Source organism: Bradyrhizobium sp. AUGA SZCCT0182, from assembly GCF_018130185.1.
In the GTDB taxonomy this organism is placed as follows: domain Bacteria; phylum Pseudomonadota; class Alphaproteobacteria; order Rhizobiales; family Xanthobacteraceae; genus Bradyrhizobium.
The window spans coordinates 114,164-127,403 of sequence record NZ_JAFCLY010000012.1 but is presented as its reverse complement, the minus strand read 5'-3'; the positions used below and the strand labels follow the sequence as shown (position 1 = coordinate 127,403).

The window sequence follows — 13,240 nt, the reverse complement described above, 5'->3', positions numbered from 1 at the left end:
AAGAGGCCCGCTATGCTCAATCGCGACGAAGACATCCTGCAGGCCGCCGAGGCCTGGCAGAAGGCCGGCCATGGGGTTGCGCTGGCGACCGTGGTCGAAACCTGGGGCTCGGCGCCGCGCCCGGCCGGCTCCAGCCTCGTCATCAATGACGACGGCACGTTCTTAGGGTCGGTGTCCGGCGGCTGCGTCGAAGGCGCTGTCGTCACCGAAGCGCTCGACGTGATCGCAAGCGGCCAGCCCAAAATGCTCGAATTCGGCGTGGCGGACGAGACCGCCTGGAATGTTGGTCTAAGCTGCGGCGGCACCATCCGCGTCTTCGTCGAGAAGGTGGGCCAGTCGTGAAATTGCAAACACTCTCTGAAGTGAACATCGAGCGCGCCGCGCGGAGGCCGGTGATCGTGATCACCGATACCGCCAATGGCGACCAGCGCCTCGTCAAGGCAAAGGACATCGCGACCGATCCCCTGCGGGCTGAGCTTTCAAAGCAGTTGCGCATGGGCAAGAGCGGCATGATCGAGGCCGGCGGCAACAAACTGTTCCTCAACGTCTACGCGCCGACCGCGCGGCTCGTGATCGTCGGCGCTGTCCATATCAGCCAGGCGCTCGCGCCGCTGGCGCGCTCGCTGGATTACGACGTCACGGTGGTCGATCCGCGCACCGCGTTCGCGAGCCCCGAGCGTTTTCCGGATGTGCCGCTGATCGCCGAATGGCCCGACGTCGCGCTGCCGCCGCTCAATGTCGATCATTACACCGCGTTCGTCGCGGTCACGCATGATCCCAAGATCGACGATCCGGCGCTGCTGCACGCCTTTGCGCGCGACTGCTTCTATATCGGCGCGCTCGGTTCGCGAAAAACCCACGCCAAGCGTGCCGAGCGGCTGAAGGCGCAGGGCGCATCGGACGCCGACATCGCGCGCATCCATGCGCCGATCGGCCTCAACATCGGCGCGGTGTCGCCGTCGGAGATCGCGGTCTCGATCATGGCCGAGATCACTGCCGAGCTGCGGCTGCCGAAGGAAAACGTGAAAGAGCAGGCGGCATGAAGTTCGGCCCCGCCAGTCCGGCCGACGCGATTGGCGGCGTCACCGTGCATACGCTGCGCCAGGGTGCCTTGGTGCTCAAGAAGGGCACGTCCATTGGTCCTGGTGAGGTCGAGGCGCTGACCAAGGCCGGCGTCAAGGAAATCGTCGTGGTGCGCCTGGAAGACGGCGATGTCTCCGAAGACGTCGCGGCCGCCAGCATCGCGCAGGCGGTGGCGGGCGACGGCGTCAATGTCGAGCGCGCCTTTACCGGCCGTTCCAATCTGTTCGCCGCGCAGGCCGGCGTGCTGGTGGTCGACCGCGCCGCGGTTGATCGCATCAACGGCGTCGATGAAGCCATTACCTTTGCGACCCTGGCCGCCTTCAAGCCGGTGGTCGAAGGCGAGATGATCGCGACCGTCAAGCTCATTCCGTTCGGCGTCGAAGCGAAACTGCGCGACGCCGCCGTTGCCGTTGCGGGCAAGGGCGCGCTGCGGATTGCTCCCTATACCATCAAGCGCGTCGGCGTGGTCTCGACCCTGCTGCCGGGCCTGGCGCCGAAGGTCATCGAGAAAACCCTGCGCGTCACCGCCGAGCGCCTGGCGCCGGCGGGTGCGACCATCATCGCCGAGCGCCGCGTGCCGCACGACGAGACCGTGCTCGCCGCCTCGATCAAGGAATTGCTCGGCCTCGGCGCGGAGCTCGTGATCGTGTTCGGCGCATCCGCGATCGCCGATCGCCGCGACGTGATCCCGGCCGCGATCACTGAAATCGGCGGCGCGATCGAACATTTCGGCATGCCGGTTGATCCTGGCAATCTGCTGCTGATCGGCAGCGCCGGCGGCGTACCTGTATTGGGTGCGCCGGGCTGCGCGCGTTCGCCGGTCGAAAACGGCTTTGACTGGGTGCTGATGCGCCTGCTCGCAGGCCTGAAGGTGACGCGCGCCGAACTCACCGGCATGGGCGTCGGCGGTCTGCTGATGGAAATAGTGACGAGGCCACAGCCGCGCACCGTTGCCGACATCGAAGCCAGCCGCAACGTCGCGGCCATCGTGCTCGCGGCTGGCCGTTCGACCCGGATGGGCGGTCCGAACAAGCTGCTCGCCGAGCTCGACGGCAACAAGCTGGTGCGGACCGTGACCGAGCACGCGCTGGCCTCGAAGGCGATGGAGGTGATCGTCGTCACCGGCCATCAGGCCGACCTGGTCGAGCAGGCATTGGCCGGCTTGAGAGTGAAATTTGTCCGCAACCCGGATTTCGCCGGCGGGCTCGCAAGCTCCGTCAAGGCCGGCATCGGGGCGGTGCCCGCGAATGCCGATGGTGCGCTGGTGTGCCTCGGCGACATGCCGCTGATCGATGCCAAATTGATCGACCGGCTGATCGAGGCGTTCGAGCCCGATCGTGGCCATCTGATCGCGGTCCCAGTCAGCGACGGGCGGCGCGGCAATCCGGTGCTGTGGTCGCGGCGCTTCTTCCGCGAATTGATGACGCTGGATGGCGACGTCGGCGCCCGCCACCTCATCGCCAAGCATGCCGAAGCCGTGGCCGAAGTCCCGGTCGAGGGCGAAAGCGCGTTTCTCGATATCGACACGCCACAGGCGCTGGAAGCGGCACGGCGGGGGTAGGCGGCTTCGTAGGGTGGGCAAAGCGAAGCGTGCCCACCTTCACGACGACGGTTTCGGAGAGATGGTGGGCACGGCGCAATTGCGCCTTTGCCCACCCTACGAACTAAGCGCGTTACTGGTTCGATAACACCCTTTTTCAACCTTCCATTCACCAAGTCTCAACTCCCCAGGGCTAGATTCCGCCCGCTGTCTTGGGGGATGGGGATCTTGATCGTTTCGACCGCTGCCGCGCAACGCCGCGCGCTGTTCATTCTCGCGCTCACTTTGGTGATCGGCGCGTCGCGCTTCGTCACCGAAAGCTGGGCGGCCGGCGCGTTGGCGGTCGGCAAATGCGGCGCCTATGGCCAGGCCTATGACTATCCCGCCGAAGCGACCGCGCGCGCCGCCGCCCTGAAGCAATGCAAGGGCGACTGCACCGCCGTGACCATGAAGCGCGCCTGCGCCGCGTTCGCGATCGACATGGCCAAGCCCTGTGGCGCCCATGGCTATGCGGTGAAGCCGAAGATATCGAGCTCGCTCAACGCCGCGACCAAGAAGTGCTACGAATTCGGCGGCAAGGAATGCGTGATCCGCGCCTGGGCCTGCGACGCCAAGGGGTGACCTCTTGCGTCATTCCGGGGCGCGTCGTAGACGCGAACCCGGAATCTCGAGCTTCCGGGTTCGCCGCTGCGCGGCGCCCCGGAATGACAGCGGAAAAACCCCATGCAATTCGACACTAAAATCGCGGTCGTGATCCGGACCGATCTTGAACCGTGGCAGAAGCTCAACGTGGCTTCGTTCCTGGCCGGCGGCATTGCCGCTTCGTTTCCTGAATGCATAGGCGAGCCCTATGGCGACGGCTCCGGCACCAAATATCTGTCGCTGATCGGCCAGCCGATCCTGATCTACGGTGCCGATCGCGCCGCGCTGTCGCGCGCGCTCGAACGCGCGCTGGCGCGGGACGTGACGCCTGCGGTCTATACCGAGGACATGTTCAAGACCACGCATGACGCCGCCAACCGAGAGGTGGTGAGGGCGGTGATCCGCGCCGAACTCAATCTCGTGGGGCTCGCCATGCGCGCCGAGCGCAAAGTGATCGACAAGATCATCGACGGGTTGAAGTTTCACAGCTAGGAAACGTGTTCCTGCCTGCAGGTTGGCGCTTTGCCGTCAGGCGGAATCGCCGTCGCCGCTCGCCGGCCAGCCGCCGATCGACGAGCCGATCGAAGTGCCAATCACTGGACCAAGAAAAACGTTGGAGGCCCGGGTCGAGAAGTACGCGCGGATCAGACCCAGCGACAGCATTCCGCCTGCGGCGTGATCGAGATCTTCGATGCTCAGTTCACGAATTTCACGGTTCGATGTGGTCATGTTTCACCCTGCGACCTTCGGTGAGATTCATTCTCACCGCAGGCCGCCAGGGTACGCCAATCAAGGCCGACCATCTGTGCCGGATGTCACGCTAGTTCCGGCAAGATGGGTCCGGCCAATTCAGGCGGGGGGCAAGCCGAGCGCCTGTCCGGCCTCCAGCCAGACCGGCAATTCGCGCTGATACAAGGCATTGCTTTCCTTGAATCCGATCGCCGGTTCGAGCACGAAAGTCGCGAGAATTTCCTTCACTTTCGGATCGTTGTTCGCCGCCACGCAGAGTTCGGACAACCGGTCGACGATCGGCTGCGGCGTCGCCTTCGGCACCGCCCAGCCCGAAAAGCCGCTCACGGTGAAGAATTTCGAGGTCGCGCCGAGTTCAGGCAGGGTCTTGATGTGCGGGATCGCATCGACCTTCTTGGAATGCACCGCGAACACGACGCCGGCGTTGCTTTGCAGGACGGATTGCGCGGCCGTGTAGCTGCCCATCGCGACGTCGAGGGTGCCATCCGCGATGCCCGTCCACATCGGCGCTTCACCGCGGTAGTGGATCGGCTCGATGTTGAGACCATACTGCTTGTTGAGTTCATTGATGGTGATGTGCGGGGAGGAGCCGGCGCTGTAGGTGCCGAAGTTCATCTTGCCGCTCTTGCGCGCGAAAGCGACGAAGTCGTCGAATGACTTGATGCCGGATTTCGTGCTTGCGACCATCAGCAGCCCGGAGCCCGGGATGATGCTGACGAGCGCCAGGTCCTTGTCCATGTCGTAGCCGGGGTTCTTCATCATGACCCGGTTCATCACAAAGGTCGTCGAGATCGAGCACAGGATGGTGTGGCCATCCGGCTCCGCGCGGGCGACTTCCTGAGCGCCGATCGAACCGGAGGCGCCCGCCTTGTTTTCGATGACGACGGTCTTCCCCACCTGCCTGGAGATGTAATCGCCGAAGCCGCGCGCCAGGAGGTCGGTCTGGCCGCCCGCCGGGTAGCTGCAGACCATCCGGATTTGCCGCGACGGCCACGCGCCCTGCGCCGATGCCCCGCGCAACAGGAATGGCGACGCAACAGCGGCGGTACCGGCAGCGATGAAGTGACGGCGATTGAATTTCGTTGACATGATTCCTCCCTGAATTGGCGGGGAGGGTATCGCATCGTCCGGCTTCCGCCATGCGTGAAAGGCGGGACAGATTGGCGCAGCGCAGCGAATACCGGAGTGTCCCCGGTGAATATGCATGCTCGCGTGTGCTTCTTTGTTCGATTTGCACATTAGACCACGGATGCAGCGCGCATCCGGCATCTCTGCGTTCTAATCGAGGGCAATCTGTTCAAGGACTCGGGGCGTGTCGGGCCGCGGAAGGCGAGCCCGTGTTTGGGTCGCGCGAGCGCGTGGCGAGATGGATTGCTTCGCTGCGCTCGCAATGACGGGTTGAGACTATCCCGGCAGTCACGGCGACGTGAAAACGGCAGCTTCAGTCCGATATTGACAATGACTGACCGGTCAGTCATATAAGGATTATGAGCAGAACACGCCCCAGCACCCGACGCCCGTCCAAACCGGTCAAAAGCCGCGTTGTGAGCAGGGCTGCCGCCGCCAAGAGCCCGAAAGTGGTCTCGGCGAAGGTTGAGCCCGCAAAGCCCGCTTCGAACCGGGCCGAACGCGCCGCGGAGCGGCGCGGGGCCATTATCGAGGCCGCGATGGATGAATTCATCGCGCGCGGCTTTGCGGCCACAAGGCTCGACGACGTCGCCAAGCGGGCAGGCGTCGCCAAGGGCACGATCTATCTGCACTTCAAGGACAAGGAAGCGCTGTTCGAGGAATTGATTCGGACCGCGATCGTTCCGCTGGTCAACCGTCTTGCCGCAGCAGGGCCGCCGCCGGCTGGCGCCTCGATCCGGGACATGGTGGAGAACTTTGCCCGGGCCTTCATCCATGACGTGGTGACCACGCGGCGTGGCGACATCGTGCGCCTGATCGTTGCCGAAGGGCCGCGATTTCCCGATATCGCCGATTTCTACTACCGCGAAGTGGTCTCGAAGGGGATCGCCGGCATGCGCGCGCTGATCGAACTCGGCGTCATCCGCGGCGAAATCCAGCAGAAGAATCTGGCGCGCTTTCCGCAGATTCTCGTGGCGCCCGCCATCGTCGCGATCATCTGGCAAAGCCTGTTCAGCAAACACGCGCCACTCGATGCGAACGAGATGTTTCGCGTTCATCTCGATCTGATTTTTGGCGAGCGGAGGACGACATGACTTCGTCGCGGAAGACCTTTTCGAAAGCGACGGCCATTTTTGCCGCGCTCGCGCTGGCCGCCGTGCTGGCCGGCTGCAAGGAGCGCAAGGATCCCGGCTTTCAGGGCTGGGTCGAAGCCGACATGATCTTCGTCAGCCCCGACGAATCCGGGCGCGTGACCAAGCTCAGCGTGCGGGAGGGCGACGAAGTGAAGCCCGGCATGCAGATCTATTCGGTCGATGACGAACTGCAGAAGGCCGATCTCAACCAGCACAATGCGACGCTGGCCAATGCCCAGCAGACCTATGACCGTGCGGCGTCTTTGTCCAAGACCGGTTCGGGCACCCAGGCCAATCTCGACTCCGCGGTCTCGGCGCTGCGGGTGGCGGAGGCGCGCGTCAACACTTCGCAGACGCGGCTGGCCCGGCGCAACGGTTTCGCGCCGGTCGCCGGCACCGTCCAGCAGATCTATTTCCGCGAAGGCGAGATGGTGCCGGCGCAGCGGCCGGTGTTGTCGATCATGCCGCCCGGCAACATGAAGCTGCGCTTCTTCGTGCCGGAGACGCAATTGCCGAAGCTCGCGATCGGCGACGAGGTCAAGGTGACCTGCGACAATTGCGCGGGCGATCTTACCGCAAAAATCTACTTCATCGCGACGACGGCGGAATATACCCCGCCGGTCATCTACAGCCTCGATGAGCGCAACAAGCTCGTCTATTTGATCCAGGCGCGACCGAACAAGCCGGCCAGTCTGCGCGTCGGCCAGCCGATCAGCGTGTTCGTCAATGCGCCGATACCGGTGGCGGACAAGCGATGAACACAGCACCGTCAACCGCGCCTGATATTGCGATCAATGTCGAGGGTCTGTCGAAATCGTTTGGCGGCCGGGCGGTCGTGCAAAACCTCTCGATGCAGGTCAAGCGCGGCTCGATCTACGGCTTCCTCGGTCCCAACGGCTCCGGCAAGACCACGACCATCCGCATGCTCTGCGGCCTGCTGACGCCGGATTCCGGCGAGGGCACCTGCCTCGGCTACGACATCCGCCGCGAGGCAGACAAGATCAAGCGCCAGGTCGGCTACATGACGCAGCGCTTCAGCCTGTACCAGGACCTCTCGGTGCGCGAAAACCTGGAGTTCGTGGCGCGGCTTTACGGCCTGCCCAACGCGCGGCAAGCGGCGCGCGACATGATCCAGCGCATCGGTCTCAACGGCCGCGAGGAACAACTCGCGGGCGAGCTTTCCGGCGGCTGGAAGCAGCGGCTGGCGCTCGGCGCCTGCACGCTGCCCAACCCGCAATTGCTGCTGCTGGACGAGCCGACCGCCGGCGTCGACCCCAAGGCGCGACGCGATTTCTGGAACGAGATCCATGCGCTCGCAGCCGACGGCCTGACCGTGCTGGTTTCCACCCATTACATGGACGAGGCGGAGCGCTGTCACGAGATCGCCTATATCGCCTACGGCAATCTGCTGGCGCATGGCACGGTCGATGAGGTGATCGCGCAATCGGCGTTGTCGACCTGGACGGTCACGGGCGACGATCTCAATGGTCTTGCCGCTGAACTGTCCGGCAAGCCCGGCGTCGACATGGTGGCGCCGTTCGGCACCAGCCTGCACGTCTCCGGCCGCGACAAGGCCGCACTCGAATCCAGCGTCGCGCCCTACAGGGATAACAGGGGGTGGAACTGGCAGCATGGAGATCCGTCGCTGGAAGACGTGTTCATCGATCTGATGAGCCGCTCAAAGGACAATTTCCAATGAGTACGACCGACACGAGCAGCGGGCGCCGCAATGTCCGGGAGCCGTCATTCGGCTTCTGGTGGCGCAGCTATGCGATGCTGGTGAAGGAATTCATCCAGCTCCGCCGCGACCGGGTCTCGTTCGCGATGATCGTGATGCTGCCGGTGATGCAGCTCGTGCTGTTCGGCTTTGCGATCAACACCACGCCGCGCCATTTGCCGACCGCGGTGTTGCTGCAGGAAGACAGCGACCTGGCGCGCTCGATTCTCAAGGCGATGGAGAACACCGCCTATTTCCGCTTTACTCATGAAGTCCACAGCGTCGCCGAGTTCGACGATCTCCTGCAATCCGGCAAGGTGCTGTTCGGCGTCGAAATCCCGCGCGGCTTTGAGCGCGCGGTGCGGCGCGGCGATCATCCGGCGCTGCTGGTCGCCGCCGATGCGACCGATCCGGTGGCGGCGGGCTCGGCGCTGGGCACGCTCAACGGCATCGTGCAGACCGCATTGGCGCACGATCTGCAGGCGGGCGATCCGCCATCGACGCCGTTCGAGATCCGCGCCCATTCGCGCTACAATCCGGCGGCGTCCTCGCGGCTCAACATCGTGCCGGGCCTGGTCGGCACCATCCTGACCATGACCATGCTGATCTTCACGGCGCTGTCGGTGACGCGTGAGATCGAGCGCGGCACCATGGAAAGCCTGCTGTCGATGCCGATCAAGCCGGTCGAGGTGATGTTCGGCAAGATCATACCTTACGTGATCGTCGGCTTCGTTCAGGCAACGCTGATCATCGGCATCGGCGTGTTGTTGTTTGGCGTGCCCATTCTCGGCAGCCTGGCCACGCTGGCGCTGCTGACGACGCTGTTCATCACCACCAATCTTGCGATCGGCTACACCTTCTCGACCATCGTGCAGAACCAGTTGCAGGCGATGCAGCTGTCGATGATGTTCTTCCTGCCCAGCATTCTCTTGTCCGGCTTCATGTTTCCGTTCGCCGGCATGCCGCGATGGGCGCAATATATCGGCGAGTGCCTGCCGCTGACGCATTTCGTTCGCATCGTCCGCGCCATCATGCTGAAGGGCGCGACCATCCAGAATTTGCAGTACGACACCATTGCTCTCATTGCACTGATGCTTTTGGCGATGACGATCGCCGTGACCCGCTTCCGTCGCACGCTCGATTGATGCAGAATATGATACGCGACGTCATTCCGGGGCGCCTCGAAGAGGCGAACCCGGAATCCAAGGATTCCGGGTTCGATGCTGCGCATCGCCCCGGAATGACAGGGTGGGGAATGGTCGGATGCTGGGGCTATGGGGCAATAGAAGTGAGAAGCCTGTGGTGGTATCCGCTGATTTTCAGCACGCGCTGACGCAGCAAATCCTGCGGACCGAGCTGATCCGGATCAAGGCGCTGATCGGGACCACCGTCCTGATCGGGTCACTGATCCTCATCGTCCATGTGCTCGATCCCAATGCGATCCAGAAGCTCTGGCACGGCCGCTTCGATCCGAGCGAGCTCTACATCGTCCTGGTCCCGTTCGTTCTGTTTGAGCTCTGGGTCCACTTTGTCATCACCCGGCACCTTGGCAAGGGCTATGATTTGCCGGTGTACCGGCGCTATATCGGCGCGCTGGTCGAAACCTCGATGCCGACGCTCGCTTTGGCGATGCATATCGACAGCATGGGCCCGGTGGACGCCCTCGGCTTCGCGGTGCCGCTGACCTATTTCATCTTCGTCATTTTATCGACGCTGCGGCTGGATTTCTGGCTCTCGACCTTCACCGGATTCGTTGCCGCGGCCCAGCTGCTCGCCATGGCAATGCTCTATCGTCGCGCCGGCAGCGCCGATCCGCCGCCGGACCTGTATTATCACTCGGTGCGCAGCGTCATAATCCTGATTTGCGGGATGCTGGCGGGCGCGGTCGGCGTTCAATTGCGCCGGCAGTTCGAAGCCAGCATTCTCGCCGCGACCGCGCGTGACCGCATCACCAACCTGTTCGGCCAGCACGTCTCGCCGCAGGTGGTCGAGCGTCTGATGGCCGAGGGGGCGGCGACCGGCAGCGAAATCCGGCGTGTCGCCGTCATGTTCGTCGATTTTCGCAGTTTTACCGCGGGCGCCAGCACCCGCACCCCGCAGGAAGTGGTGGACCGCCTCGATGGTGCATTCGCCGTGCTGGTCGACATCCTCGACCGCCACGGCGGGATCGTGAACAAGTTTCTGGGCGACGGCTTCCTGGCGCTGTTCGGCGCCCCGTTCGACGCAGGTAACGCCGCGCACCGCGCGGTGGCCGCTGCGCGCGAAATGCTCGAGGCGAACGAGCGCGCCAACCAGGCGTCCAGCTGGCCGCTGCGCATCGGCATCGGCATTCACGTCGGCGAGGTCGTCGCCGGCAATATCGGCTCGCCGCGGCGCAAGGAATACACCGTGATCGGTGACACCGTGAATTTCGCCAGCCGGCTCGAGGCGCTCAATAAGGATTTCAATTCGCAGTTCCTGATCTCCGAAGCGGTTCACGACGCGCTCGGAGAGGAATGTCGCGATGCGGTCGCGCTAGGTGAGGTTCCGGTCAGGGGCTATGAGCGGCCAATGACCGTGTGGCAGTTGGGATAGGAGAATGGCAATGCAACGGCGTTACATCACCGTCGACGTGTTCACCGATCGCGCCTTCGGCGGCAATCCGCTTGCCGTGGTGCTTGATGCCGGCGGGCTTTCGACGGCGCAGATGCAGGCGATCGCCACCGAGTTCAATTATTCCGAGACCACCTTCGTGCTGCCGCCGGCCGACCGCGCCAATGACGCGCAGGTTCGTATCTTCACCGTGAACCGCGAGCTTCCGTTTGCCGGCCATCCCAATGTCGGCACCGCCTACGTGCTGGCGACGCAGGCCGCAAAACCGCCGGCGCGACTGCTGTTCGAGGAGGGCGCGGGCCTCGTCCCGGTCGAAATTGCGACCGAACAGGGCAGGGTCGTCAGCACCGAATTCACGGCGCCGCAGCCGCTGAAGCGGATGTCGCATCTTGGCGCCGAACAGGCGGCTTCCTGCCTATCGCTGTCGGCGAGCGACGTGAAGGTTGATCGGCATCCGCCGCAGATCGTCTCGGTCGGGCTGGCGTTCCTCGCCGTCGAACTCACCTCACGCGAGGCGCTGCGCCGGGCGAGGCCGAATGCGGAGGGATTCGCAAAAACCTTCCCGTGCGATGGCAGCGATGCGGTCTATTTCTATACGCGCGACGTGCCGGCAGGCGAAAAACCCTGCGAGTTGCAGGCGCGGATGTTTCATCCCGGCGCCAGCGGGCTTTCCGAAGATCCCGCCACCGGCAGTGCCACCGCCGCTTGCGCGGCGTTGCTCGCCGATCTCGATCCGTTGAAGGATGGCGAACTGAAATTGCGGATCGGCCAGGGCGTCGACATGGGGCGGCCGAGCCTGTTGCTGACGCGCGTCCGCAAGCAAGACGGCGCGGTCGCCTCCATCCATGTCGGCGGCGCCAGCGTGCAGATGATGGAGGGCGCGTTCCGGCTGGCCGGCGAGGGGTGAGAAACCATTTCGTTCGTCATTCCGGGATGGTGCGTTAGCACCAGACCACAGATGCGCAATTGCGCATCGGGGAATCTCGAGATTCCGGGCTCGCGCTCCGCGCGCCCCGGAATGACGAGTCACACCTGCCGCGCCGCCAGATTCTCCACCTTCACGCCATCGCGGTCTTCGATGATTTCGGCGATCCATTGCCGGTGGCACTGCTGATGGTCGCGCTCGTAGCAGAGAATGCAGACCGGACCGGATTTCTTCACCAGCGCCGACAATTCGTCCAGTTCTTCCTTGGCCTGCGTTGTCTTCAGATGCGCCGAATAGATCTTGTGCAGCAGATCGAACTTGCCGCTGCGCGCCGCCTCGCGGCCGGTCTTCGGCGTACCCAGCCCCTTCAGATGCAGATAGGAAATGCCGCGCTCGTCAAGGCCGGCCGCGAGCTGGTTCTTGGAAAAGCCCGGCCGCCGTGACGCGGCCACCGCGCGCACGTCGACCAGCAGCTTTACGCCGGCGCTTTCCAGTTCATCGAGCACGGCCTTGGCCGGCGTCTGCTCATAACCGATGGTGAAGAGGCGATTCCTGCGTGCCATGTCGGTGTCCCGGCGCCGTTGTCCCGACGTCAGGCTAGGTCACCCCGCAACGGATTTCCATAACCGCGGAGGTTATGCCGCAGCTGCCCGGCCGCCAGATGCGTTGCCGCCGGGTGCGCCATGTCGCATAGTCGCGAAAACAGCGCCTGTCGATGGCCGGTTATATCGGGGGAAATACGATGCATGGATTTTGCCGCTCGCTGACGTGGATGGTCGCAGTAGCGCTGCTGGTTTGCGGCGGCGCGGCGCGGGCGCAGGGCACCTATCCCGACCGGCCCGTTAAAATCATCGTCCCGATCGGTCCCGGCGGCAGCTACGATCTGGTCGGGCGGCAGCTTGCCGACGTGCTTTCCAAGCGTATGGGGCAGGGCTTCGTGGTCGAGAACAAGCCCGGCGCCGGCACCGTCGTGGGGACGCAGGCCGCGAGCCAGAGCGAACCGGACGGCTATACGCTGGTGGTCGGCGGTCTCTCCAACATGGCCTTCAATTCGGCGCTGTATTCCAAGCTCGGCTACGACCCGCTGAAGGATTTTGTGCCGGTCGCGCTGGTCTACAAGTTCGGCTATGTGATGGTCGGCCGCAAGGATCTGCCGCAGCCCAAGCTGGCGGATATCGTCGCCGCGGCGAAAGCCAGCCCGGGCTCGATCTCGGTGGCGACCGCCGGCGTCGGCACCGGCCAGCAACTGGTAGCCGCGGCCTTCATGAAAGCTGCGGGCGTGAAGCTGCTGGAAGTGCCCTACAAGGGCTCGCCGCCGGCGTTCACCGATCTGCTGGCGGGCCGCATCGATCTGTTCTTTGACTCGATGGCGGCGGGCCTACCTCACGTGCAGTCCGGGCAGGCAAAGGGCATCGCCGTGCTGGCGTCCAAACGCAGCCCGCTGGCGCCCGACGTGCCGACGATGTCGGAAGCCGGCGTTCCCGGGCTCGATGTCGATTCCTGGCTTGGAATCTTTGCGCCCGCCAAGACTCCGCCGGAAGTGATCGCAAAACTGCGCCGCGATATCCGCGGCTCGTTGCCCGACCTCAAGGAGCGCTTCGAGAAGAGCGGCGGCGAAGTCTGGGACCTGCCGGACGACAAGCTCAATGCCTTTGTCGCGTCTGAATACGAGACCTGGACCAAGCTGATCCGCGAGGCCGGCATCAAGCTCGACTGACGAGGAGGTATTC

At 64.1% G+C, this 13,240-nt stretch carries 15 protein-coding genes; 12 read left to right on the top strand and 3 right to left on the bottom strand.

The features are described from left to right. Positions 1-12 precede the first annotated feature (12 nt). The 5 genes from JQ611_RS15515 to JQ611_RS15495 all read left to right on the top strand — a co-directional run bounded on the left by JQ611_RS15515 (position 13) and on the right by JQ611_RS15495 (position 3,757). Positions 13-342 (top strand): XdhC family protein, encoded by a 330-nt coding sequence (locus JQ611_RS15515; protein WP_192734111.1) that lies wholly within the window; start codon positions 13-15, stop codon positions 340-342. Next, positions 339-1,043, top strand: a complete 705-nt coding sequence (locus tag JQ611_RS15510) for an XdhC family protein (RefSeq protein ID WP_212465910.1) — start codon at positions 339-341, stop codon at positions 1,041-1,043. The genes JQ611_RS15515 and JQ611_RS15510 overlap by 4 nt, the downstream gene beginning before the upstream one ends. Further along, positions 1,040-2,644: an NTP transferase domain-containing protein gene (locus JQ611_RS15505; RefSeq protein WP_212465909.1), complete on the top strand. Its 1,605-nt coding sequence runs from the start codon at positions 1,040-1,042 to the stop codon at positions 2,642-2,644. Before JQ611_RS15510 ends, JQ611_RS15505 begins: the two co-directional genes overlap by 4 nt. Positions 2,645-2,854: 210 nt before the next feature. Next, positions 2,855-3,244, top strand: coding sequence for a DUF4189 domain-containing protein (locus tag JQ611_RS15500; RefSeq protein ID WP_409411277.1), 390 nt, complete (start codon positions 2,855-2,857; stop codon positions 3,242-3,244). A 102-nt stretch (positions 3,245-3,346) separates the two neighbouring features. Next, positions 3,347-3,757 carry a DUF2000 family protein gene (locus JQ611_RS15495; RefSeq protein WP_212265922.1) on the top strand — a complete coding sequence of 137 codons (411 nt, stop codon included), beginning with the start codon at positions 3,347-3,349 and terminating at the stop codon, positions 3,755-3,757. Between the two features lie 36 nt (positions 3,758-3,793). Here the strand turns inward: JQ611_RS15495 and JQ611_RS15490 are convergent, their stop codons facing one another. Both JQ611_RS15490 and JQ611_RS15485 read right to left on the bottom strand, forming a co-directional pair. After that, on the bottom strand, positions 3,794-3,994 hold the full coding sequence (locus JQ611_RS15490) for a hypothetical protein (protein ID WP_212265921.1): 201 nt from the start codon (positions 3,992-3,994) through the stop codon (positions 3,794-3,796). A gap of 120 nt (positions 3,995-4,114) precedes the next feature. After that, positions 4,115-5,104, bottom strand: a complete 990-nt coding sequence (locus JQ611_RS15485) for a tripartite tricarboxylate transporter substrate binding protein (RefSeq protein ID WP_212465908.1) — start codon at positions 5,102-5,104, stop codon at positions 4,115-4,117. Between the two features lie 398 nt (positions 5,105-5,502). Here JQ611_RS15485 and JQ611_RS15480 point away from each other — a divergent pair, with 398 nt between their 5' ends. The 6 genes from JQ611_RS15480 (at position 5,503) to JQ611_RS15455 (ending at position 11,492) form a co-directional block, all read left to right on the top strand. Beyond that, complete coding sequence (locus JQ611_RS15480; RefSeq protein WP_212465907.1) at positions 5,503-6,237, top strand: TetR/AcrR family transcriptional regulator; 735 nt, start codon at positions 5,503-5,505, stop codon at positions 6,235-6,237. Next, positions 6,234-7,034 (top strand): HlyD family secretion protein, encoded by an 801-nt coding sequence (locus tag JQ611_RS15475; protein ID WP_212465906.1) that lies wholly within the window; start codon positions 6,234-6,236, stop codon positions 7,032-7,034. Before JQ611_RS15480 ends, JQ611_RS15475 begins: the two co-directional genes overlap by 4 nt. Next, positions 7,031-7,975 (top strand): ABC transporter ATP-binding protein, encoded by a 945-nt coding sequence (locus tag JQ611_RS15470; protein WP_212386972.1) that lies wholly within the window; start codon positions 7,031-7,033, stop codon positions 7,973-7,975. Before JQ611_RS15475 ends, JQ611_RS15470 begins: the two co-directional genes overlap by 4 nt. After that, on the top strand, positions 7,972-9,138 hold the full coding sequence (locus JQ611_RS15465; RefSeq protein WP_212036947.1) for an ABC transporter permease: 1,167 nt from the start codon (positions 7,972-7,974) through the stop codon (positions 9,136-9,138). Before JQ611_RS15470 ends, JQ611_RS15465 begins: the two co-directional genes overlap by 4 nt. A 118-nt stretch (positions 9,139-9,256) precedes the next feature. After that, the gene (locus tag JQ611_RS15460) at positions 9,257-10,567 is read left to right on the top strand and encodes an adenylate/guanylate cyclase domain-containing protein (protein WP_212465905.1); all 1,311 of its coding nucleotides are present in this window, start codon (positions 9,257-9,259) and stop codon (positions 10,565-10,567) included. 10 nt (positions 10,568-10,577) lie between these two features. Next, a complete protein-coding gene (locus tag JQ611_RS15455; protein WP_212465904.1) occupies positions 10,578-11,492 on the top strand; it encodes a PhzF family phenazine biosynthesis protein in 915 nt (304 codons plus the stop codon). A 119-nt stretch (positions 11,493-11,611) separates the two neighbouring features. Here JQ611_RS15455 and JQ611_RS15450 read toward each other — a convergent pair whose 3' ends face one another. Next, entirely contained in the window at positions 11,612-12,073 is a 462-nt protein-coding gene (locus tag JQ611_RS15450; protein WP_212386960.1) for a DUF488 family protein, read from the bottom strand. Positions 12,074-12,252: 179 nt separating this feature from the next. Between JQ611_RS15450 and JQ611_RS15445 the strand changes: the two genes are divergently transcribed. Then, positions 12,253-13,227, top strand: a complete 975-nt coding sequence (locus tag JQ611_RS15445; protein WP_212465903.1) for a tripartite tricarboxylate transporter substrate binding protein — start codon at positions 12,253-12,255, stop codon at positions 13,225-13,227. The last annotated feature ends 13 nt before the right edge of the window (positions 13,228-13,240 follow it).

Excerpts from the sequence above, each read along its gene's own strand:
- JQ611_RS15445 (WP_212465903.1), top strand. The coding sequence starts at position 12,253 with ATGCATGGATTTTGCCGCTCGCTGACGTGGATGGTCGCAGTAGCGCTG.
- JQ611_RS15470 (WP_212386972.1), top strand. The coding sequence starts at position 7,031 with ATGAACACAGCACCGTCAACCGCGCCTGATATTGCGATCAATGTCGAG.
- JQ611_RS15450 (WP_212386960.1), bottom strand. The coding sequence starts at position 12,073 with ATGGCACGCAGGAATCGCCTCTTCACCATCGGTTATGAGCAGACGCCG.
- JQ611_RS15505 (WP_212465909.1), top strand. The coding sequence starts at position 1,040 with ATGAAGTTCGGCCCCGCCAGTCCGGCCGACGCGATTGGCGGCGTCACC.
- JQ611_RS15455 (WP_212465904.1), top strand. The coding sequence starts at position 10,578 with ATGCAACGGCGTTACATCACCGTCGACGTGTTCACCGATCGCGCCTTC.
- JQ611_RS15515 (WP_192734111.1), top strand. The coding sequence starts at position 13 with ATGCTCAATCGCGACGAAGACATCCTGCAGGCCGCCGAGGCCTGGCAG.
- JQ611_RS15465 (WP_212036947.1), top strand. The coding sequence starts at position 7,972 with ATGAGTACGACCGACACGAGCAGCGGGCGCCGCAATGTCCGGGAGCCG.
- JQ611_RS15460 (WP_212465905.1), top strand. The coding sequence starts at position 9,257 with ATGCTGGGGCTATGGGGCAATAGAAGTGAGAAGCCTGTGGTGGTATCC.
- JQ611_RS15485 (WP_212465908.1), bottom strand. The coding sequence starts at position 5,104 with ATGTCAACGAAATTCAATCGCCGTCACTTCATCGCTGCCGGTACCGCC.
- JQ611_RS15495 (WP_212265922.1), top strand. The coding sequence starts at position 3,347 with ATGCAATTCGACACTAAAATCGCGGTCGTGATCCGGACCGATCTTGAA.
- JQ611_RS15475 (WP_212465906.1), top strand. The coding sequence starts at position 6,234 with ATGACTTCGTCGCGGAAGACCTTTTCGAAAGCGACGGCCATTTTTGCC.
- JQ611_RS15490 (WP_212265921.1), bottom strand. The coding sequence starts at position 3,994 with ATGACCACATCGAACCGTGAAATTCGTGAACTGAGCATCGAAGATCTC.
- JQ611_RS15480 (WP_212465907.1), top strand. The coding sequence starts at position 5,503 with ATGAGCAGAACACGCCCCAGCACCCGACGCCCGTCCAAACCGGTCAAA.